This is a genomic window from Bacillus sp. FSL K6-0994 (genome assembly GCF_038630815.1).
Classification (GTDB): Bacteria; Bacillota; Bacilli; order Bacillales; family Bacillaceae; genus Bacillus; species Bacillus safensis.
Window position 1 is genome coordinate 593,111 of the sequence record NZ_CP152043.1, and the last position, 20,508, is coordinate 613,618.

General features: G+C 40.3%; 19 protein-coding genes and 1 other annotated feature (1 of these 20 running past the window's edge). Of the genes, 9 read left to right on the plus strand and 10 right to left on the minus strand.

Features of this window, described 5'->3' with window-relative positions:
- The first annotated feature begins 11 nt into the window (after positions 1 to 11).
- Complete coding sequence (locus tag MHB69_RS03010) at positions 12 to 650, plus strand: FMN-binding negative transcriptional regulator (protein WP_061110548.1); 639 nt, start codon at positions 12 to 14, stop codon at positions 648 to 650.
- Positions 651 to 760: 110 nt separating this feature from the next.
- On the opposite strand, the gene MHB69_RS03015 is transcribed toward MHB69_RS03010, so the two are convergent.
- Positions 761 to 1,297 (minus strand): hypothetical protein, encoded by a 537-nt coding sequence (locus MHB69_RS03015; RefSeq protein WP_024426726.1) that lies wholly within the window; start codon positions 1,295 to 1,297, stop codon positions 761 to 763.
- Between the two features lie 235 nt (positions 1,298 to 1,532).
- Between MHB69_RS03015 and MHB69_RS03020 the strand changes: the two genes are divergently transcribed.
- Positions 1,533 to 1,976 carry a hypothetical protein gene (locus MHB69_RS03020; protein WP_139142212.1) on the plus strand — a complete coding sequence of 148 codons (444 nt, stop codon included), beginning with the start codon at positions 1,533 to 1,535 and terminating at the stop codon, positions 1,974 to 1,976.
- A gap of 30 nt (positions 1,977 to 2,006) precedes the next feature.
- Here MHB69_RS03020 and MHB69_RS03025 read toward each other — a convergent pair whose 3' ends face one another.
- The 3 genes from MHB69_RS03025 to MHB69_RS03035 form a co-directional block, all read right to left on the minus strand.
- A complete protein-coding gene (locus MHB69_RS03025) occupies positions 2,007 to 2,357 on the minus strand; it encodes a DUF4064 domain-containing protein (RefSeq protein ID WP_025092751.1) in 351 nt (116 codons plus the stop codon).
- Positions 2,358 to 2,495: 138 nt separating this feature from the next.
- Positions 2,496 to 2,963, minus strand: a complete 468-nt coding sequence (locus MHB69_RS03030; RefSeq protein ID WP_024426723.1) for a hypothetical protein — start codon at positions 2,961 to 2,963, stop codon at positions 2,496 to 2,498.
- A 124-nt stretch (positions 2,964 to 3,087) separates the two neighbouring features.
- Complete coding sequence (locus MHB69_RS03035; protein WP_024424477.1) at positions 3,088 to 3,762, minus strand: hypothetical protein; 675 nt, start codon at positions 3,760 to 3,762, stop codon at positions 3,088 to 3,090.
- A 209-nt stretch (positions 3,763 to 3,971) separates the two neighbouring features.
- Between MHB69_RS03035 and MHB69_RS03040 the strand changes: the two genes are divergently transcribed.
- Both MHB69_RS03040 and MHB69_RS03045 read left to right on the plus strand, forming a co-directional pair.
- The gene (locus MHB69_RS03040; RefSeq protein ID WP_024424478.1) at positions 3,972 to 4,340 is read left to right on the plus strand and encodes an RlpA-like double-psi beta-barrel domain-containing protein; all 369 of its coding nucleotides are present in this window, start codon (positions 3,972 to 3,974) and stop codon (positions 4,338 to 4,340) included.
- Positions 4,341 to 4,413: 73 nt separating this feature from the next.
- Positions 4,414 to 5,463, plus strand: coding sequence for a hypothetical protein (locus tag MHB69_RS03045; protein ID WP_342495985.1), 1,050 nt, complete (start codon positions 4,414 to 4,416; stop codon positions 5,461 to 5,463).
- A 214-nt stretch (positions 5,464 to 5,677) separates the two neighbouring features.
- Here the strand turns inward: MHB69_RS03045 and MHB69_RS03050 are convergent, their stop codons facing one another.
- From MHB69_RS03050 to gabP, 3 genes are all read right to left on the minus strand, one after another.
- Positions 5,678 to 6,049 carry a carboxymuconolactone decarboxylase family protein gene (locus MHB69_RS03050; protein ID WP_034282883.1) on the minus strand — a complete coding sequence of 124 codons (372 nt, stop codon included), beginning with the start codon at positions 6,047 to 6,049 and terminating at the stop codon, positions 5,678 to 5,680.
- A 273-nt stretch (positions 6,050 to 6,322) separates the two neighbouring features.
- The gene (locus tag MHB69_RS03055) at positions 6,323 to 7,855 is read right to left on the minus strand and encodes a multicopper oxidase domain-containing protein (RefSeq protein WP_176966843.1); all 1,533 of its coding nucleotides are present in this window, start codon (positions 7,853 to 7,855) and stop codon (positions 6,323 to 6,325) included.
- Between the two features lie 105 nt (positions 7,856 to 7,960).
- Complete coding sequence (gene gabP / locus MHB69_RS03060; protein WP_176966842.1) at positions 7,961 to 9,349, minus strand: GABA permease; 1,389 nt, start codon at positions 9,347 to 9,349, stop codon at positions 7,961 to 7,963.
- A 481-nt stretch (positions 9,350 to 9,830) separates the two neighbouring features.
- Between gabP and MHB69_RS03065 the strand changes: the two genes are divergently transcribed.
- The 5 genes from MHB69_RS03065 to guaA all read left to right on the plus strand — a co-directional run bounded on the left by MHB69_RS03065 (position 9,831) and on the right by guaA (position 16,924).
- Positions 9,831 to 10,730 (plus strand): cation diffusion facilitator family transporter, encoded by a 900-nt coding sequence (locus MHB69_RS03065; protein WP_034282879.1) that lies wholly within the window; start codon positions 9,831 to 9,833, stop codon positions 10,728 to 10,730.
- 102 nt (positions 10,731 to 10,832) lie between these two features.
- Positions 10,833 to 11,795: a MoxR family ATPase gene (locus MHB69_RS03070; RefSeq protein ID WP_034282878.1), complete on the plus strand. Its 963-nt coding sequence runs from the start codon at positions 10,833 to 10,835 to the stop codon at positions 11,793 to 11,795.
- On the plus strand, positions 11,792 to 12,982 hold the full coding sequence (locus MHB69_RS03075; protein ID WP_342495986.1) for a DUF58 domain-containing protein: 1,191 nt from the start codon (positions 11,792 to 11,794) through the stop codon (positions 12,980 to 12,982). Before MHB69_RS03070 ends, MHB69_RS03075 begins: the two co-directional genes overlap by 4 nt.
- Before the next feature lie 9 nt (positions 12,983 to 12,991).
- Positions 12,992 to 15,196 carry a transglutaminase domain-containing protein gene (locus tag MHB69_RS03080; RefSeq protein WP_342495987.1) on the plus strand — a complete coding sequence of 735 codons (2,205 nt, stop codon included), beginning with the start codon at positions 12,992 to 12,994 and terminating at the stop codon, positions 15,194 to 15,196.
- Positions 15,197 to 15,382: 186 nt separating this feature from the next.
- Entirely contained in the window at positions 15,383 to 16,924 is a 1,542-nt protein-coding gene (gene guaA / locus MHB69_RS03085) for a glutamine-hydrolyzing GMP synthase (protein ID WP_024424487.1), read from the plus strand.
- Positions 16,925 to 17,003: 79 nt separating this feature from the next.
- On the opposite strand, the gene MHB69_RS03090 is transcribed toward guaA, so the two are convergent.
- The 3 genes from MHB69_RS03090 to MHB69_RS03100 are packed head-to-tail and all read right to left on the minus strand — an operon-like array spanning position 17,004 to position 20,248.
- Positions 17,004 to 17,489, minus strand: a complete 486-nt coding sequence (locus MHB69_RS03090) for a YbaK/EbsC family protein (RefSeq protein ID WP_149125932.1) — start codon at positions 17,487 to 17,489, stop codon at positions 17,004 to 17,006.
- 38 nt (positions 17,490 to 17,527) lie between these two features.
- The gene (locus tag MHB69_RS03095; RefSeq protein WP_342495988.1) at positions 17,528 to 18,586 is read right to left on the minus strand and encodes an AraC family transcriptional regulator; all 1,059 of its coding nucleotides are present in this window, start codon (positions 18,584 to 18,586) and stop codon (positions 17,528 to 17,530) included.
- Positions 18,587 to 20,248 carry a 2-isopropylmalate synthase gene (locus MHB69_RS03100; RefSeq protein WP_342495989.1) on the minus strand — a complete coding sequence of 554 codons (1,662 nt, stop codon included), beginning with the start codon at positions 20,246 to 20,248 and terminating at the stop codon, positions 18,587 to 18,589.
- A 57-nt stretch (positions 20,249 to 20,305) separates the two neighbouring features.
- Positions 20,306 to 20,508: a binding site (T-box leader), on the minus strand; it runs 62 nt beyond the window's last position.

Genomic DNA, 20,508 nt, shown 5'->3' on the forward strand with positions numbered 1-20,508 from the left:
GGGAAGGGTACATGCATATCCCATCATTTTTTCGAGTGAAAGATATGGAGAAAATCAAATCATTTATTCAATCTCATTCATTTGCAACAGTTGTGACGACATCGAATGGAAAGCCCATTGCGACACATATTCCGGTGAGTTTTCATCAAGTTGACGATTCGTATGTGATCTCAGGGCATATGGCGATTGGGAATCCTCAGTGGAAAACGTTTGAAGAGAGCGAGAAGACGCTCGTCATCTTTCAAGGGCCGCATGCCTACATATCCTCTTCATGGTATGAAAAAGAAGCAGTACCAACATGGAATTACCAGGCTGTTCATGTTTATGGAAAGGCGGAACTGCTTGAAAAATCGGAACTGGTTAAGGAATTAACCACAATGCTGGAGACATACGAAACTCGCAGAGAACATCCAGTGTTATGGGATACGTTGTCTGAGGAACTGTTAGAGAAGCAAATGAAAGGCATTGTAGGTTTTAAGATCATCATTGATGAAGTTCAGGCTGCTTTCAAATTAAGCCAAAATCGCCACGAAAGGGATTATGACCGCATCATTGAAAAGCTGGAGGCAGAGGGTGAAGTGGAAATGGCTGAGGCGATGAAAAGAGAGTTCCGTGTAAGAGGCTTCTCGAAAGATCAGTTATTCTTATGAAGCGCTAAAAATGAATGAGAACGTTACTTAAACACTTTCTTCTAGGAAAGTGTTTTTTTGTGATGATAAATAAAAAAGCCCTCATCATTCAAGGGCTTTAATGAAACAAATTATTTTACTTTAACTGTGAAGGTTACATCTTTACTATTCATGTAATCGTCAGTTGTGACATTTCCAAATTTCAGCTTTAATTCTTTGATATTTTTAATGTTGATCTCTTTGCCCTCAGGAGCTAAGAATTGAATAACACCATCTTGTTTAACGCCACCTTCAACTTCGCCACCAATATCACCATCAGTCATAAACATATTGGCATCTAATTGCATGCTTCCAGCTACAACTTTACCTTGATCTGGATAGAAGTTTAGAACTTTATCTGTCGTATTTTCGATATTCATCCCAACATTGATTCTATCCTTCATAATTTTAATCTCGCCAAGGTTTACTTTCATTCCTTGAGCAGTTGTTTTGTGTTTGCTCGCATTTATTTTCTTTGAACCATCGTCTTTTTTGTTTTTTGATTGTGTTTTTGTGCTTGTAGACTCTTTTTCTTTAGATGCACCTGTAGACACATCTTCTGTTGAGCCGCAAGCAGCCAGTGTAAATGTTAGCCCTAAAGCTAAAAATAAAGCATAGAATTTCTTCAAAATGAAAATCCCCTTTTGTTTAATTTATATAAGCGTCCTGTGCTTATATATTGATCATGACTATTATAATAGGATAAAAGTACTTGTAAATCAACAAAAAATGATAAAAATAGAAAATAATTGTTTTGGATTGTTTTTTATAAACCAGTTAGCTTAAAATTACATAAAATCCACTTCGTGTGACTTAAAACGAACTTGAATTTCCTTATAATAGAATTATTATAAGGGATTGGGAGTGATTGAGATGGAAGGTTCGTCAATCAAGACGGTTAATAGAGAGGATCAACATGAATTCTTGTTTCTGAATATATCTTCAAATACAGTTGGGGCTCTTTCAAAGGAATCTGCTGAGAGGATTCTAAGTGAGAGGGATACCGATGAAATACACCAATTGATGTATGTTCCTATTGAAATTCATGAAGACCTCAAATGGCTGATTCATTCTTTGCATAAAGCCATCATGGATGAAAAAGATGTACGTGTCGTTCTTGAATTGGCTGATCTACTCTATTTCTTTGTTGTCCCTGCTTACAAAGAAGAATTGATGAGCCAAGAAGATTTGTCACACATGGTGAATGATATATTGTTTATGTTGGATCTTTGGACAGATGAAAACATAATAGAGTTAGTTGATGCCATTCAATATGAATTACAAAGAGTAGAGAGAAAAGGCTTGTAGAGCAATCTCTACAAGCTTTATTCTCTATTTTTATGCAGTTGTGTTATTGACGACAGGCTCTTTTCTAAACACGCCCATGCAGCCTGCAATGATGATTAATACAGCTGGAAGGATGAAGAACATAGAAATAGAAATAATGCCGCCTACAGCAGATACTAATAATAAAATTCCACCAAGCTTTGCTTTTTTCTTTACAATGACAGATGAGACAATGGCAAGAATAGAGAAAAGCATTGCTGCCCAGCCTAATCCTGTAATTTCACTCGTGCCTGAATCGCTAAATGCTGCATCGATTCCTCCGAAAGCAAGAGCGAACATTGCGCCGAAAAATCCAAAAATACCTCCAATTAAACCTAAAACAAATTCAGTTGTTCTTTTCATGATACTTTCCTCCGATATGTAAATAAGAATTATTGGTACTTAAGAACCAACACAATCTTACTAATCGGCATTCTTTTCATAAAGTTAATAGTTTTGTTAAAAAAAACAAGAAAATCCATAAAGGATTTTCTTGTCCAATTATTGGGCTCTTTCCCAAGTGATTTTTGTTTCATTTGTTTTTTTCGTTCCCTTTGCCAGCACCTTGCCGTTTTCTTGTTTCACGGTGATGTTTAGGTCATAAAAGGAATAGAGGGCGCCGAGGCTGTCATTTTCAGGTTTATGCAGATTGTTTTCTTTTTCAGTTGATGCACCAATGGCCAGCGTTTTGGCAAAGTTTAAACCGATGACTTCAGCGTAATCACTATTGGTATCAGAGGAAGCCGTTACGTTTAAAGAAATGATTTTTTTCTTTTGATCAACGGTGATGTCAGTGTCTTTGATGAGCTTAGACTGCTCCATCACTTCTTTCGTTTCCTTTTGAATGCGTTCATTAATCGTTGGAAGTGCTTTAGATTCTGGTTTTTGTTCTTTTGTCGTATTTGAGCAAGCTGCTAGAATGGAGAGACTTGCAACTAGACTCATGAAAACAAGTAGACTTTTTTTCACGTTCGTTCTCCTTTTTTCGTCGAATGTTGTATGTTTATGTTACCACGAATCCTTGTTTTGATTAAAAGAGAAGTGTTGATAAGCTGTGAACAATAAAAAGCACCCAATGGAGGGTGCTTTTTTCTTATTGTGCTGAAAGGCTTGTACTTAATGGGATAGAAGAAATGACGGTGAATTTAGGAGCTGCGGCACCGGATTCTAAATTTTTACGTAAAAGTGACGATTTGATTGACCCGTCCCAATTTTTATAGACACTTCCTGATGTATTTGCACGAAGCTGTACATTCGAAAAGCTTGCTTGTGAATAGCTGTTTGTTCCATTATCCTGTACGCCATGTACCATTTTGACAACATCAAGGTTTTTCAGACGGCTAGGGTTGTAAACAGGCTGCTTATAGCGCAATTTCCCATTGACATATAGTGACACCGTGCCATCACCATTGTTGATGAGCTTTAAGTTGACCCGTGCGCCATCTTTAATACTTGTATCGTATTCGCTGTTCCAGTATTTACTGCCGCCTTGTGAGCCGCTGCCCAGAAAAACCTTATAGCCAGAAGACGTTTTTGAAATACCGCTCTCTACAACAGCAGAGCCGAGACCGAGATACCAGTCCGCATAGCCATTTTTAATGGTGGCTGTTTTCGGCAGGACAATATCAGCAGAGATACCTGACCATTTGGCTTCATCCGTTTGTGTCACAATGGCGCCGTGACGAGGACTAGCCGCTGAGGCAGGAAGACTTGAAAACATCAAAACGAAGGCCAAACTTACAATCAAAACGGTGAAACACTTTTTCATGAAAATTCCCCCTTAAATTTGATTCACTTTTATTATATAAAATGAAAGAGGGGGGCTGCTTACCATGTTCTGACTGTTTATGGTAGTATTTATGAACTTTATCGGTCATAAAGTGGTCAACTTGTATTTGAATTGTAATGTGTCTGTAAAATAACTGGGTTCATCTTCATGTATAATGAGTGCAGAAACCAAAAACGGAGGATTTCTTAATGAATAAAAAGCTTATCACGACAATCGTAACAGTAGCTAGTTTATTTTTAGCATTCAGTTTCTCACATGGAGCAAGTGCAAAAAAAGTAAGCGGCAATATTACTTGGTATAATGGTGTCGGCAAAAAAGGCGCAGATGGAAAAAAACTCGGTCATTGGGATGCAGCAACTAAAATGGGCTTTGACGTACCGAAAAAAGGTACAAAACTAAGAGTGACAACAAAAGCGAAACCACATAAAGTGATTACAGTATATAAATATGATGTAGGCAGAATGCCAAATGCTGTATTAGACGTAAGTCCAAAAGCATTCAAAGCACTTGGGTATAAAACAAGTAAAGGTGTCGTAAAAGGGCATTACACTTATTAATACATAGGCATGCAAAGAAGCGGGAAAAGTTCATTTTCTGGCTTCTTTTCTTGTAGAGAGGGTCTGAAAGGCAATGAAAAAATCAACATGGTGGATCATCACAGTCATTGGCGTCGCAGTGATTGCGGCAGTTATTTTCTTCATGATGAAGCCTGAGCAAGAGGCGAAACATACAGGAAAAGTCAAAACAAATCAAGATGCAAAAGACGAATTGCTCGTTTCATTTACAGATCAAAAGTTAAACAATACTTATTACTTGCATGATCGGGCGCTTCATACGGAGAAACTGACAGCATATCCTTCGATTGCTTATGATTCTACGAAACAAGTTTTATATTACACGTATACGGATGAAGACACGCAAAAGGTGAGTATTCGGGAATTAAATGTGAAATCTGAAGAAGAAAAAACACTGTTTACGAGTGATGATTCTATCGACAGTATGAGGCTGTCTGGTGACGGAAAGAAGTTATTTCTAAGGTATAACAAGGATTCTGGAGAGCAATTTTTTGTCGCGTCTTTTGATTTGAACACACACAAAATGAAGGAGCTGTATCCAGAAAAAAGCAAGGATGATACGGTGAGTTCTTTTGCATATGATCCGACTTCAAATGATTTGGCGATCCAGCATTATTCTTTAAAAGAAGATTATCAAAAAACCGATGAAGCGAATGAAAAGGGAAGAGATCCTGAACCAACGACCATGAAGATCACCCTTCAAACAGGTGAGAAGGGGAAACGCATTGCACGTATCTCACAAACGATCAATGATATTTCATTTTCTCCAGATCATAAGAAATTGATTTATACAGAAGTAAAGGTTCGTAAAGAAAAAGAAATATCCTCGATTAAGATGCTTGATGTAGAAACAGGAAAAACGACGACACTCGTTAAAAACAGCCAGGATGTTCATATTTTAAGTGCTGCACAGCCGCAATTTTCTACGGACGGGTCGTCTGTTTATTTCTTAGGTGTTGCAAAAAACGCAAAAGAATTAAAGGATGACACCGGACGAAAGGCGAAGGTAAGAACGATTTTTGAATACAATATGAAGAAGAAAACAGTGGAAGCCGCTTGGGAGAAGGATGGCGGAATCGTTAACAATTTCACTGTCAATCGATAAAGGAAACGTTCAGTTATTTATATAACTGGACGTTTTTTTATTTTGTCACTTGAAATGCTGGAGAAATGGTGGATTTATAGAAGGAAAATCAGTTTTTAAGCAGGGATACGAGGGCTATTTTCATATTTTACTTATGTGACAGAAGAAAAGAAAAAGGGTAGTATGAGTGAACATAAAAAAACGAGAGGACTGATGACATCTCGTTTTCTCTGTTTTATTTGTTTTCATCTAATAAGTTCTGAAAGATAAACAGGGCATTAATGGAGTGAGGGAATCCAGCAACCTTTGTACAGTGTTTAATAATCTCCATAATCTCTATGACAGAAAGTCCAATATGTAATGCTTGTTCAAAATGAGTCTTTAAGTCTTCTTCACAATCGCCTTTTGTGATGAGGGAAGATAATGTGCTGATGGCCTTTTGTTTTTCATCTAATATGAAGTGATTGAATTCTTTTTGTTCACTGAGTTCAATGGTTAGTTGTTCAATGTTTGAGCGAATGCTCTCGTTCTCATGGATTGAAAGCTTCTCTCTGTTACCTGCCGCTGTTTCTTGTTTGACCTGGCAAGTCTCTTTTTCTTCATTCAAATTGAACTCCTCCGTTTTTTATCGCAATTTTCCATTTGTTCGTTCATTATGGCTTATGTGCCTTTTGATAGATGTAATGGGTATATAGTAGTATTATCGGTTTGCTGCGTCAACTTTTTAAGTATGGAACGCTCTTCAAAGGAATGATTCATGCGATTTATTTTTCCAATTTGAAATGGATCATAAAAGGGCTAATGAATGGATGTCCGTTAGCCCCTTTGTAATCAGCAGTTTCATAAGTTCTACGCATTTAGTGGAAGAGTGGTTTCATTTTTACTGAATGATATCCATCGGCCTCATCATGTCATAATCTTCATGTTCTAAAATATGACAATGCCACACATATCGGCCGCTGTATGGAACAAATCGAGCAACGATCCGAATGACTTCACCTGCATGCGCCTGAATGGTGTCCTTGTAGCCTTGTTCATGTAAAGGAGGCGCTTCGTTTGGTCCTGTATACACGATTTCTCCTGTCGATTGATAGACTTCTGTATCAAATGGCCTTCTGTCTAAAACCCTAAATTGAACAAGATGCAAATGAATAGGGTGTGTCCCTCTGGTTGGATTGACGATAGACCAAACCTCTAGACTGCCAAGACGAGGATTTTCTGTGACAGGGTCATTCCAAAATTGGTTATCGAGCAATAGGATAGGGCGGCCGTATTTATCCTGTGTGCCGGTAAGTGTGAGTGTACGCTCTCTATCAGCTCGACTTGGCCGAAGCGCTGGCAGCGGTTTGAAAATTGGACGTAAGGTTTTAGGTACTCTCCCTTTTAGCGGGCGTGTGACTTTGAATTGCATAATGTTCGCATCTGTTTCAGGATTCACATCCTGTCCGCAGCCGGCTGTATTTTTGAGAGTGATCGTTTTGTTTTCGTAAGCTGAAAAGTCGATGATGACATCGAAACGTTCAGCAGGTGCGATGCTAAAGGATTGATGGCGAACGGGTCTTGGCAAAAAGCCCCCATCGGAACCAATTTGCAAGATTGTGGCGTCGTTATCTAGATGCAGCTCGTAAGTTCTAGTATTGGACGCATTTAAAATGCGAAAACGGTATTTTCGCGGCTCTACTTCTAAATACGGCCATACTTTTCCATTGACTAAAATGGTTTCTCCGCAAAAAAAGGGCACGATGGATGGGTCTGGTATGTCACTGTCCTCTGGCGTGTTGTTTGGTCTGCTAGGATAAAACAGTGAGCCATCCTCCTGAAACGTCCGGTCCATAATCATTAAAGGAATATCATAATCATCTTTAGGCAGCTCTAAGGACTTTTCAAATGCATCTGAGATCAAATAAAACCCAGCTAAACCGGCGTACACATTTAGTCGTGTCAATGCCATCGCATGATCGTGATACCACAATGTGCAGGCTTGCTGATGATTGGGGTAGACGTAAGTCTCTCTTTCAAAAAAAGGGCCGGTTGCTTCAAAGTCCCGTGAAAACCAGGCCTCTGGGTAGCCGTCACTGCTTGCTGGTGTGACGCCGCCATGCAGATGAACGACTGTTTTCACCTCTGGTTCATCGTGATGACCGGAGTGGATGGTGTGATCGACAGGCAGAAAATGTTTCAATGGCAATTTGTTCATCCATTTCACTTTGACCTTTTCATTTCTATTGGCTTTAATGGTTGGACCAGGCAAACTGCCATTATAGGTCCATAGCTTGGTGGGCGGCAGGTCTCTATGAACTTTTAAGAATACCTCCTCCATAGCAATTTCATAATACGTTTGTCTTGGGTTCTTTTTGACGGGCTTCGCGACTTCTGGAATTGGAAGCTCGTCAACAAATTTTTCTAGGTTCATGTTGACTAATCCTCACTTAAATTCAATTTGATACAGTATAAGAGCGGACATCCAAATAGGTGAATAAAATAAAAAATAAAAAAACCCGCTTTTCAGCGGGAGAAATTACGGGTGTTTATTTTCAAGCGCCGCATTTGCAGGCACTTTTTTATTCGGTTTAAAGATGAAATAAGCAGCTAGTACACCAAAGGTAATGATACTCGTCAAAATGAGCTGCGGCCGCATGGATTCGATAAACAGCATCGATGCCAAGATGGCGCAAATGACCAAAATGGTAAAGTACGTGAGGTATGGGAACAGCCACATTTTGATTTTGAGCTGTTCTGGATTTTCTTTTTCGATTTTGCGTCGCATTCTTAATTGAGAAACGGCAATGGCCAAGTAGACAAGAAGAGCAATGGCGCCAGATGCATTGACTAAGAACAAAAAGATGGTTTCAGGATAAAAGTAGTTCATCATGACGGCAATGTAGGAAAAGAAGGTACCTGCGACTGTAGCCGCTACAGGAACACCACGTTTGCTGATTTTCATAAAACGTTTCGGTGCTTCGCCTCTTTCTGCTAATGAATAAAGCATTCTGGACGTTGTGTACAACCCGGAGTTTAAACAAGATAGAACAGCTGTTAAGACAATGACGTTCATGACTTGAGCGGCTGATGGAACACCAATGTATTCTAATACCGCAACGAACGGGCTTGTTAAAATACTTGCGGAATTCCAAGGAAGCAAGGTGACAACGACAGCAATTGATCCGACATAGAATACGATAATACGCCATACAACAGAGCGGGTGGCTGTCGTCACAGATTTGACTGGGTCTGCTGATTCACCGGCCGCTATGGCCACAATTTCCGTTCCCATGAAGGAAAAGATGACGACGACGATTCCGAGTAACACAGAGCTGAATCCATTTGGAAGAAAACCGCCGTTGCCTGTTAGATTGGCAAGACCTGAAGTATGATGACCGCCAAAACCAAAGATAAATGCAAAACCAATGAGTAGAAAGAGAATGATGCTGACGACTTTAATTAATGAAAACCAATATTCAAATTCGCCAAAAGATTTAACAGAAAAGATATTTGTTAATGTTAAGAGGATTGTGAGGATAAGACTTGTGAGCCAAACAGGTGCATCTCCATACCAATATTGAATAATGGCAGCACCGGCAATGGCTTCGATGGCGATGACGATCACCCAGAAGAACCAGTAAAGCCAGCCGATTGTAAACCCGGCCCATGGACCGATGGCATCGCTCGCATATTGTGAGAAAGAACCGCTTGTCGGATAGGCACATGCCATTTCTCCAAGCATTCTCATAATAAAGATCACCAGAAGTCCGGCAAAAGAATAGGAAAGAATGGATCCAGGCCCTGCAGAATGAATGACAGCGCCGCTACCAACAAATAGCCCTGCCCCAATGACCCCAGCAATGGAGATCATCGAAATATGTCTTGTTTTAAGGTTTTTTTGAAGACCGTTTGTCATGTTGGACATTTCTTTACCTCCAAACATTTCTCATGAATAGAGAATTTGTTTTTAGAATATTTTAAATTTTATCATACTGAATTGTCATTCAGCATTGGACAGGTTATCAAACTGACATTTCAAACCTCTTAACATGATGTTAAAAAGTAGAAAGGATTTGAGAGATTATGTTCCCTCTTTTCCCTCTGTTTATTTTAAAATAGCATAAAAAAGGAAGGAGGGAAGTTGTGTCCTAAAATAAAATTATTCTGATAATTTACCCAAGAAGAGTGATTTGACGATATGTCCATTTCGAAGAGAAATGGAAAAAGGTTGATAGGAGTAGGTCTTGAGGTCATTTGACCTTGTAAAAATAAGTTTGCTTAGGTCAACACATTTCTATTTATCCTATTTTGCTGACATAAGCGAATCATGTTGCTGTAGACCCACACGAGCTTTGCTTTGTAAGATAAATAATAGAAAAGTGATGTGTGAGGAGGCGCGGTTCAGCATGGAGCGCTATAACGAATTAAGACAAGGTGAAACAGGTGCTTGGGTCAGCATCATTGCCTATGTGATCTTATCTGCGGTCAAACTCATTATTGGGTATGTGTTTCATTCAGAGGCTCTTTCAGCAGATGGATTGAATAACACGACGGATATTATTGCATCCCTTGCTGTGTTGATCGGGCTGCGTATTTCTCAAAAGCCGCCTGATGAAGATCATCCGTATGGTCATTTTAGAGCGGAAAATATTGCGTCTCTTGTGGCTTCCTTTATCATGATGCTTGTTGGGCTTCAGGTTTTGCTGAGTGCAGGCAAGTCGCTCTTCTCATCTGAGCATCAAACGCCGGATATGATCGCGGCTTGGACAGCAGCAGGAAGTGCTGTTGTGATGTACGGTGTGTATATCTATAATCGCAATCTGTCCAAACGGATCAATAGCCAGGCTCTTCATGCGGCAGCTGCTGATAATAAATCAGATGCGTATGTAAGTATTGGCACATTTGTAGGAATTATGGCTTCTCAATTTCAGCTGGCATGGATTGATACGCTTGCAGCGTTTGTCATTGGCTTAATTATTTGTAAAACTGCGTGGGAGATTTTCAGAGATGCCTCTCATTCGTTAACAGACGGTTTTCATATAAAAGATATGTCTAAATATAAAGAGACCATTGAAGCAACACCAGGAGTGGGCGATTTAAAGGATATAAAAGCGCGTTATCTTGGAAGTACAGTCCATGTGGATGTAGTGGTTGAGGTCGAGCCTAACTTGAACATAGCAGAAAGCCATGATATTGCAGATGAAATTGAACGTAGAATGAAGCAGGAGCATGATATTTTACATTCTCATGTTCATATGGAGCCAGCAAGTGAGCCGAAAGAAGAGAAGAAGTCTTTTCCATCGTGAGAAGGCTTCTTTTTTATACGTGCTGATGTTATATGCAAATGCGCGTTGTATGGTAAAGTTAGACTATATGAAATTTGACAGAAACGTGATAGGAGGATCAGGATGGCATTTGATGAACCGATGCATTCAGATTTACAAAAAATCGTAGATAACATCAATAAAGTCATGGTTGGGAAAAAAGACATTGCGATATTAAGCCTTGTTGCGATTTTGGCGAAGGGGCATGTGCTGCTAGAGGATGTGCCTGGTGTAGGGAAGACGATGATGGTTCGTGCTTTGGCAAAATCCATTGGCTGTGAGTTTAAGAGAATCCAATTCACTCCTGACCTTTTGCCTTCAGACGTAACAGGCGTGTCGATTTACAATAAAAAGACGAATGAATTTGAATTTAGGCAAGGGCCGATCATGGGGCAGATTATTTTGGCTGATGAGATCAACCGGACCTCTCCTAAAACGCAATCAGCATTGCTTGAAGCGATGGAGGAAGGCAGTGTCACAGTGGACGGAGAAACGATGCCGCTTGCGGATCCTTTTTTCGTCATGGCGACGCAAAATCCAGTGGAATATGAAGGGACGTATCCGCTGCCAGAAGCGCAAATGGACCGGTTTTTATTCAAGCTGCAGATGGGATATCCGACCATGCTCGAGGAGCTGGAGGTGCTCAACTTGCAGGAGAAAGAATCCCCGATTGATACGCTCCAAGCTGTCATGACAAAGGATCATATCCATGCATTGCAGCAGGCTGTTCAGACTATTCATGTGGATGCATCCATTAAAGAATATATTGTTGAAATTGCTCAAGCGACGCGTAAACACCCATCTGTTTATCTAGGTGTGAGTCCAAGGGGATCGATCGCCTTGATGAAAGCGGCACAGGCGTATGCACTTTTGAATCAGCGCGATTATGTGATTCCTGATGATGTACAGTATTTGGCGCCTTATACATTACCGCATCGTATGATTTTGACATCAGAAGCGACATATGAAGGGAAGAAGGCGGAGACACTGCTGCGGCAAATGCTTGAGCAAATTGGCGTGCCAGTTCAAAAGTCGATGACTCAATGAAGTCACGTCATCGTGTAGCAGTTTCATTATGGTTACGGGTGATGATGCTCATCATTCTCACTGCGGCAGCCTTTTGTTATGCCATGTTTCAGGGAGGGTTTGTGAGCTGGTTCCTTTTTTATGCATTTTTACCATATGCTTTGTATGCATTGCTGTTTGCACTCGTTCCGCTGCGCGCGACAGCCAAGAGGACATTACAGCAAACTCGCTTGAAGGCGGGAGATGTGCTGTCCGTTGACCTTGAGATCAAGCGGACACATCCATTTCCGTACGTTTACGTCATGATAGAGGATGCTCCGCCAGACACCTTTCACTTACAGGAACAGATTGAAATGAAGCAAATGCTCTTTCCTTGGTTTCGGAAAACTTGGCGATTTTCCTATCAATTGAATGATGTCATACGGGGAGAGCATCATTTGACAGCCGTTAGAATTAAAACGGGTGATATGTTTGGGTTTGTTGAGAAAGAAATCATCATTCCGTTAGAGAAGAAGCTGCTTGTCTACCCCAAAGTGCTGGATATCCCGGTGGAGCCTGCTGAGTCAGTGAGTGAAAATGGAGGCAAAGCGGTTCACTCGTGGTTAAATGAACCGGCCCATGTAACAACAGGCGTACGGGAATATCAGCAAGGAGACCGTTTTGCTTGGGTGGACTGGAAGACAACGGCCAGAAGAGGCCAGCTGATGACGAAGGAATTTGAACAGAATCAAGCAAAGGACCTTGTCGTGTTTGCTGATTTTACTGATCAAGCTGTTTTTGAAACAGTCGTCTCTATTACAGCATCTGTTCTTCAAACGGCTGTGAAAAAAGGCGTGGCGTCAGGTCTTGTTCCTCTAGGAGATCAGCATGCCTTTCGAGTCGATCAAGGAGAACTTCATTTACAGGACATGCTTTATTATTTAACAAGGGTGCAGCATCAGCCTTCCCGCGCACTTGAATATAAACCGTTAGCAGTGAGTGAGTACCAGCACTCAGGAAAATATGTCGTCACGGGTCAGCTGCAGGAGGAGCTTGCGGCAAGTCTCTTTGGAAATCGAAACAGAAAGAACATCACCGTGCTTTTAGTGAAGAAAGCCGTTGACCATTTGACGACAAAAGAAAAACAGCTTGTAGACCGGCTAAAGGCCTCTGGAGTACGCATCACCCTTTTATTTGAAGACCGGCTGCACGAAAGAACTGTGAGGTGACAAACATTTATGCTGCATACGCATCTGCGGCAAAGCCGTTTTGAATTGTTCATCTATTATGCTGTAGCTTTTCTACTGCTATGGGAGTGGCTTCGCCCACTTCAAGATTTTACAGAGACGAGCCATACGTCTTATTTCATCATTTTTATCGGGCTTACGTGTTTGTTTACGTTCTTTCGTCTGAAGTGGTATGTGACGTTTCCTATTTGTGCTGGACTGATTTTGCTCGCCTTATATTTGATCTTTTATCAATCAGCGCCAGGCTATCCGGCTGCTTTGTTTGCTGATATCAAGGATAATATCACGTTAATGAGCATGGGCATGTGGAGTGACATGTATCCGTCTTTCCGCACATTGTTGTTTTATATTTTGCTGTGGCTGCTTGTCTATTTGCTTCATTATTGGGTGGTCTATCAGCAGCGTATCTTTTTCTTTTTACTGATGACGATTGTATATGTCACGATTCTTGATACGTTTACGCCAAATGATGCGACCTTTGCGATCGTTCGTATTATGGTATTTGGCTTTTGTTTGCTTGGATTGCTGTATTTTGATCGACTGCGTTCAGCTGAGGGCGTTCGGGTGTCACAGAAATCACGTCTAAAGTGGTTTTTGCCCATGCTGGCGCTTGTCCTTCTATCAGCGTCACTCGGCGCTTCTTTGCCAAAGTCTGATCCGAAATGGCCTGATCCTGTCCCGTTTTTTAAGGCAGTTACGAATCAAGATGGGACAGCCGGGCAGAATAAAGTGGGATATAGTGCAGATGATTCGGCGCTAGGCGGACCGTTTAGTGAGGACCGCACACCTGTCTTTAAATGGAGCGGAAAGGAGCCGTCTTACTTTCGTGTAGAAACAAAAAGTATTTACACAGGAAAGGGCTGGGAGGATGCTTCAAATGATACGAAGCCTACTCGGCTAAAGGAATCCGAGGTGCCAAATAGATGGTTTACTAATCGTGTGAAAACTGAGGACCATGAAACAAGAATTGATATAGAATCGGATTATCGATTTAATCATGCTGTGTACCCTATTGGAACGATTAGGCTGACGCCAATGGAAAATATTCCGCTGCAAATCATGGGCAAAACGGAGAAAATTGTCCCGTCTATGCAAAACCCACCCAAAAATTTAGGGAACTATCAAGTCAGCTTCTTATCCCCTACATTTATCCTGGAGGATTTGCAGAGAATCAAAGTACCGACAAAGAAGCAGGTGAATCAGCAGGTTGGCCGTGAATACTTGCAGCTTCCATCCTCACTTCCAGAGCGTGTGAAAACTTTGGCAAACAGCTTAACGGAAACGAAGGACAATATGTATGATAAAGCCAAAGCAATCGAGGATTATTTAGGATCTGCGAAGTTTTCATATGAAACGCAAAATGTCGCTGTGCCTGGTCGTAATGAAGATTATGTGGATCAATTTTTATTTGATTCGATGATCGGCTATTGTGATAATTTTTCAACCTCTATGATTGTGATGCTTCGTTCGATCGGGATTCCGGCGAGATGGGTGAAAGGGTATACGTCTGGCCAGTTATATGAAACACAAATGGATGGAAACAATGTGTATGAAGTGACCAATAACAATGCGCATTCATGGGTAGAGGTTTATTTTCCAAACAGAGGCTGGGTCACCTTTGAGCCGACAAAAGGCTTTACAAACCCAGAGACATTTACGAATGAAGCTGTTTCAATCGATCAAACGGATGATCAAAAGGAAGAAAAAGATCAGTCTAGTTCTGATGCAAGTGAAGATCAGCAGCAAGACCAGCCGAAGCAGCAGGAGACAGAGCAGCCGGCACAACCAAAGGAACAAACAGCGCAGGCAAAGCCAAATATGGTGCATGTTGGTTGGGTTATAGGTTATGCGGCAGGAGCTATTGTCCTGCTTGGATTCATCAGCTGGATGCTTTATCGATTTAGAACAAGATGGCTGCCATTCTTTATTGTAAGAAAGGTGAAACGTCTGCCAGAGGATGAAGCATTCTTCTATGCGTATGCAGCTCTATTAAAGCAGCTAGGGCGCAGAGGAATCGAGAAAAAGCCAGGTATGACGCTAAGAGAATTCGCTTCGCTGATTGATGAGAAGGATGGAGATCATCATATGTCAGAGCTGACGCAGCTTTATGAACGTGCGCTCTACCGGCGAGAGGATGCGTCGGCGCTTTGGCAGCAATCGGCAAAGTTATGGGAAAATTTAATAAACAGGAGATAGTCTTGACCGCGTACCTTCCTGTTGTTAGAATAGGTGAATATTAAAACCTTCTAAAATACATGAAATTGAAGCGTTCGGATGTGAGTCTGGGCGCTTCAAAAGCGTGATTCACACTGAGAGCAGGTTTTCTCCTCTCATTTTTTCTGTGCGTTTATAAAAAACTATATTGGACATAGAGGTGACACCATGACAAATTTAGTAAATGAAATGATTTTGGTTCTCGATTTCGGCAGTCAGTACAATCAGCTGATCACACGCCGTATTCGTGAATTTGGTGTGTACAGTGAGCTTCATCCGCACACTTTAACTGCTGAAGAAATTAAAGAAATGGCACCTAAAGGAATCATCCTTTCTGGTGGACCAAACAGTGTTTATGATGAAGGATCTTTCCGCTGTGATGAAAAGATCTTTGATCTAGACATTCCGGTTCTAGGCATTTGCTACGGCATGCAGCTCATGACTCACTATTTAGGCGGGAAAGTAGAAGCGGCCAGCCAGCGTGAATATGGAAAAGCAGATATCCATATTAACGGAACACCTGCTTTATTCAAAGACCTTCCAACTGATCAAGTCGTTTGGATGAGCCATGGTGACCTCGTTGTTGAAGTACCAGAAGGCTTTACAGTCGATGCAACAAGTGCACATTGTCCAAACTCAGCCATGAGCTTAGCTGAGAAGAATTTCTATGGCGTTCAATTCCACCCAGAGGTTCGTCACTCTGAGTACGGAAATGACCTATTGAAAAACTTTGTCTTCGGCGTGTGTGATTGTGATGGCAAATGGTCAATGGAGAACTTTATTGAAATCGAAATGCAGAAAATCCGTGAAACAGTAGGCGACAAGCAAGTATTGTGCGCACTAAGCGGCGGGGTGGATTCATCTGTTGTGGCAGTATTGATCCACAAAGCCATCGGCGATCAGCTGACATGTATTTTCGTTGACCACGGTCTTCTTCGCAAAGGCGAAGCAGAAGGGGTTATGAAAACATTTAGCGAAGGTTTCAACATGAACGTGATTAAAGTAGATGCGAAAGATCGTTTCTTAAACAAGCTAAAAGGTGTGTCTGATCCTGAGCAAAAACGTAAAATCATCGGTAACGAATTCATCTATGTATTCGATGACGAAGCGGACAAGCTAAAAGGAATCGATTACTTAGCACAAGGAACACTTTACACAGACATCATTGAGAGCGGAACAGCAACGGCACAAACAATCAAATCTCACCACAACGTAGGCGGTCTTCCAGAAGACATGCAGTTCGAATTGATTGAGCCACTCAATACGCTATTCAAGGATGAAGTTCGTGCCCTAGGTTCAGAGCTTGGGATTCCTGATGACATTGTCTGGAGACAGCCATTCCCAGGTCCAGGACTAGGTATCCGTGTACTAGGTGAAATTTCTGAAGAAAAACTAGAAATCGTCCGTGAATCGGATGCAATTCTACGCGAAGAAATTGCCAACTTCGGCCTTGAGCGCGACATCTGGCAATACTTCACCGTTCTCCCAGACATCCGCAGCGTAGGTGTTATGGGTGACGCAAGAACATACGACTACACAATCGGCATCCGTGCTGTTACTTCTATTGATGGTATGACAAGTGATTGGGCAAGAATCCCTTGGGACGTGCTTGAAAAGATCTCAACTCGTATCGTCAATGAAGTGAAGCATATTAACCGCGTGGTGTATGATATTACGAGTAAGCCGCCTGCTACGATTGAGTGGGAATAATTGTAAAAGAGCTAAAAACCTTTGTGTATCAAGGGTTTCTAGCTCTTTTTTATTTTTAACTGCACTTTTCCCTTCCGTTTTAATGTGTCAATGAATCATTCCATCCCTTACACACATCAATCCATTGTGAATAACCGGAGTGTTTTTCTAATTGTTTTATTGTGAGTTCAATAGCACTGTTACTGCTCCCGCAGGCTGGATAGACTGTCTCAAAACGTTTGAGTGAAATATCTAAATAAACAGAAACGCCATTCTTTATAGCAAAAGGACATACTCCGCCAATTTCATGACCGACCAAGTCAACGACCTCATGAGGAGAAAGCATTTTAGCTTTTGTTTTAAAATATTCCTTGAATTTTTTGTTATCAACTTTTGCATCGCCAGAGGTCACAATTAAAATAGCTTGTCCATTTACTAGAAAGGAGAGTGTTTTTGCGATTCTTTCAGGTTCGCAGCCCAATGCAGAAGCAGCCAAGTCTACAGTTGCACTAGATACTGAAAATTCTTGAATTCGAGTATCCATATCATATTGTTTAAAATAATCTTTTACTTGTTTGATTGACATGATGATTTCTCCTTTTTATTTGTATTGATTGATGTTTGCTAGACTTTATTATTTAAACGATATTGATGTGGTGTTACGTGATACTTTTTCTTAAATAAACGAATGAAATGCTCTACATTTTGATAACCTACGGCTGCCGCAATATGATCTACTTGTGAATTGCTGCCAGTGAGCATTTCGCAGGCTTTTTCCAATCTTATTTCTTGTCGAATCTCACTAAATGATTTGCCAAGCTTACGAGCTATATATTTTGACAGGTAAGACTGTGAAAGGTTAAATTCCTCTGCCATCTCCTGGATGGTGATATGCTCACAACATTGCTGAATATATTGGAGCATTTGAATAATACGTATATCACGATATTGTTTGACCTGATTTACGTTCATATGACTTGGTTTGAATCTTAATAAGAGACATAATAATATCTCAAACAAATTATTCATAATCAACTGGTAACTAGGAAACCGATTATAATTTTCTGTAAATAGTTGAAGAGAGCAGTCTAGCAAATGTTTATCCAAGTGACTATGGAAAATAAGAATATTTTTATTTTCTTTTATATACAATGCATTCAAAAAGAATTCTGAAATGACATTATTTCCTTTTAACATTTTAAAAAACACTTTTTGAAAAGTACTCTTACGGATCATGATTTGCATGGCGATTGTATTCTCCATTACAATTGGCTTGTGTAGGGTGTCAGGTGGAATAAAGGCAATATCTCCTGATTTTAAAGTCATTTTTTTGTCTTCCACTTCTACATACATCTCATTTTCCAGAACATAGATCATTTCAAAGAAATCATGGATAGCCGGCAATTGAGGCATAAAACGGCTATACTTTCTCACTTCGATATCTTTCTCCTGACCTAACCACATGGTATCTTCCTTTTCAAATTCGTTTTGCCCTTTTTGTAAAAACTCTTCTATATATATTTGCTTATGCATTAAATTGTATTTATCATAATCCTTCAAAAATAATTGCAATGATTGATTGTCATGCTTTTTCTGTTGGTATTGTTGATAAAAGATTTCTTGCTCGTTATATTCTCTTAAATATTGCATCACTTCATGTTTTTCAAGTTTATCTTTTTCCATCTACATCCAAACCTCTAGTTTATTTACTGCAACCACCAGGGCCTTCACTGTTGCTTCTATAATATCTTTATCAATTCCAGCACCCCAATGCATTTTTCCTTGATATGAAATTCCAATCTGTGCACAGGCTTGTGCTTGGGAATCCTTGCCTAAAGAATTCTGTTCATAGACTTCCAAAACATATTCGAGATGAAAATATGCTTTTAACGCATTACTGATTGCATCTAAACTTCCAGTGCCAGTTCCTTGTATTTCAATTTGTTGATGATCTCTCAGCAAGGTTAAGGTAACTTCCTGCTTCTCTCCTTTATGAAATTGATAATCAAGCAGCTGGAAATGAGGGTGAAAATCAACATACTGTTCTTTAAAAACATGATATATTTCTTCGACAGACAATTCCCTACTTATCTGATCAGATACTTTCTTCGCTGCATATCCCATGGCTTCATTCATTTGATAAGGAAGTTGAATGCCATAATTTGTTTCTAGTATATAGCCTATGCCGCCTTTTCCAGACTGGCTGTTGATTCGAATCACATCCGTTTGATAATTCCTCCCCAAGTCAGCGGGATCTACTGGGATATACGGAACGTCCCATTTATCAACTTTATTTTCTTTTCTATATTTCATACCTTTAGATATCGCATCTTGATGTGACCCAGAGAATGCAGTGAAAACCATCTCCCCAGAATAGGGATGCCTCTCAGGAACAGTGATTTTTGTTAGTTTTTCATATTTTTTACGAATCGCTTCTAGGTTATTGAAATTCAATTTTGGATCATAACCTTGTGAATACATATTCATCGCCAAGGTAATCAAGTCAACGTTCCCTGTACGTTCACCGATACCAAATAATGTACCTTCGACTCTTTCTGCGCCAGCCAGAACACCAAATTCTGCATCACTCACCCCAGAGCCGCGGTCATTATGAGGATGAACAGATAATGTCACACTGTCTCGGTAAGACAGATTTTTGTGTATATACTCAATCTGACTTGCAAAGATATGAGGCATTGAATATTCAACTGTTGTCGGAATATTGATGATTGCTTTATGAGTTGGTGTCGGTTTCCAAATATCTAAAACACCATTACAAATATCTAACGCATAATCAACTTCTGTTCCTGGAAAGCTTTCTGGACTATATTGAAAATAAATATCACTATTTGTTTTTTCGGCAAGTTCTTTTACTAAAATAGCTCCATCAATGGCAATTTGTTTAATTTCATCTTTTGTTTTCTTAAATACCTGTCTGCGCTGCGCTTCTGAAGTCGAATTATATAAATGAACAATCGCTTTCGGTACTCCCTTAATGGCTTCGAAGGTTCGGCGGATAATATGCTCTCTCGCTTGTGTGATCACCATAATCGTGACATCGTCTGGAATCATATGATGATCAATCAGTGTCCGTAATAGCCTAAACTCCGTATCAGAAGCAGCTGGAAATGCGATCTCAATTTCTTTAAAACCTATCTCTACTAATAACTGAAACATTTCCAATTTTTCTTCTAAGTTCATAGGAATAGGTAATGCTTGATTACCATCCCGCAAGTCCACACTGCACCATATCGGAGCACTTTCTAATGTTTCTTTCTTCACCCAATCATACGTAAGGTTCGGTGGCAAAAAGTATTTCTTTTCGTATTTTTTGTGGTTAAACATCATCGATTCCTCCTAGAAAATAGAATATAAAAAAAGCCTTTCATCCCCAATATTTACCTTGGAGACGAAAGACTTCTTCTTACGCGGTACCACCCCTGTTTCATGATAAATATACATTATCATGCCCTTATTCGGATACAGATTGTTTGATCTGATATCCTTCCCATATAACGGTGGGGGGCCGTCCTTAACTACATTGATACTTTTCATTTCACTAAGGCTACTCTAAGGTGAGTTCCCTGCCATTTTGTTGTTGCTTC

Coding starts and splice junctions, on each gene's coding strand:
- MHB69_RS03010 (WP_061110548.1), top strand. CDS start 12: ATGCATATCCCATCATTTTTTCGAGTGAAAGATATGGAGAAAATCAAA.
- MHB69_RS03025 (WP_025092751.1), bottom strand. CDS start 2,357: ATGAAAAGAACAACTGAATTTGTTTTAGGTTTAATTGGAGGTATTTTT.
- MHB69_RS03035 (WP_024424477.1), bottom strand. CDS start 3,762: ATGAAAAAGTGTTTCACCGTTTTGATTGTAAGTTTGGCCTTCGTTTTG.
- MHB69_RS03040 (WP_024424478.1), top strand. CDS start 3,972: ATGAATAAAAAGCTTATCACGACAATCGTAACAGTAGCTAGTTTATTT.
- MHB69_RS03045 (WP_342495985.1), top strand. CDS start 4,414: ATGAAAAAATCAACATGGTGGATCATCACAGTCATTGGCGTCGCAGTG.
- MHB69_RS03055 (WP_176966843.1), bottom strand. CDS start 7,855: ATGAACCTAGAAAAATTTGTTGACGAGCTTCCAATTCCAGAAGTCGCG.
- gabP (WP_176966842.1), bottom strand. CDS start 9,349: ATGTCCAACATGACAAACGGTCTTCAAAAAAACCTTAAAACAAGACAT.
- MHB69_RS03065 (WP_034282879.1), top strand. CDS start 9,831: ATGGAGCGCTATAACGAATTAAGACAAGGTGAAACAGGTGCTTGGGTC.
- MHB69_RS03070 (WP_034282878.1), top strand. CDS start 10,833: ATGGCATTTGATGAACCGATGCATTCAGATTTACAAAAAATCGTAGAT.
- MHB69_RS03075 (WP_342495986.1), top strand. CDS start 11,792: ATGAAGTCACGTCATCGTGTAGCAGTTTCATTATGGTTACGGGTGATG.
- MHB69_RS03080 (WP_342495987.1), top strand. CDS start 12,992: ATGCTGCATACGCATCTGCGGCAAAGCCGTTTTGAATTGTTCATCTAT.
- guaA (WP_024424487.1), top strand. CDS start 15,383: ATGACAAATTTAGTAAATGAAATGATTTTGGTTCTCGATTTCGGCAGT.
- MHB69_RS03090 (WP_149125932.1), bottom strand. CDS start 17,489: ATGTCAATCAAACAAGTAAAAGATTATTTTAAACAATATGATATGGAT.
- MHB69_RS03095 (WP_342495988.1), bottom strand. CDS start 18,586: ATGGAAAAAGATAAACTTGAAAAACATGAAGTGATGCAATATTTAAGA.
- MHB69_RS03100 (WP_342495989.1), bottom strand. CDS start 20,248: ATGTTTAACCACAAAAAATACGAAAAGAAATACTTTTTGCCACCGAAC.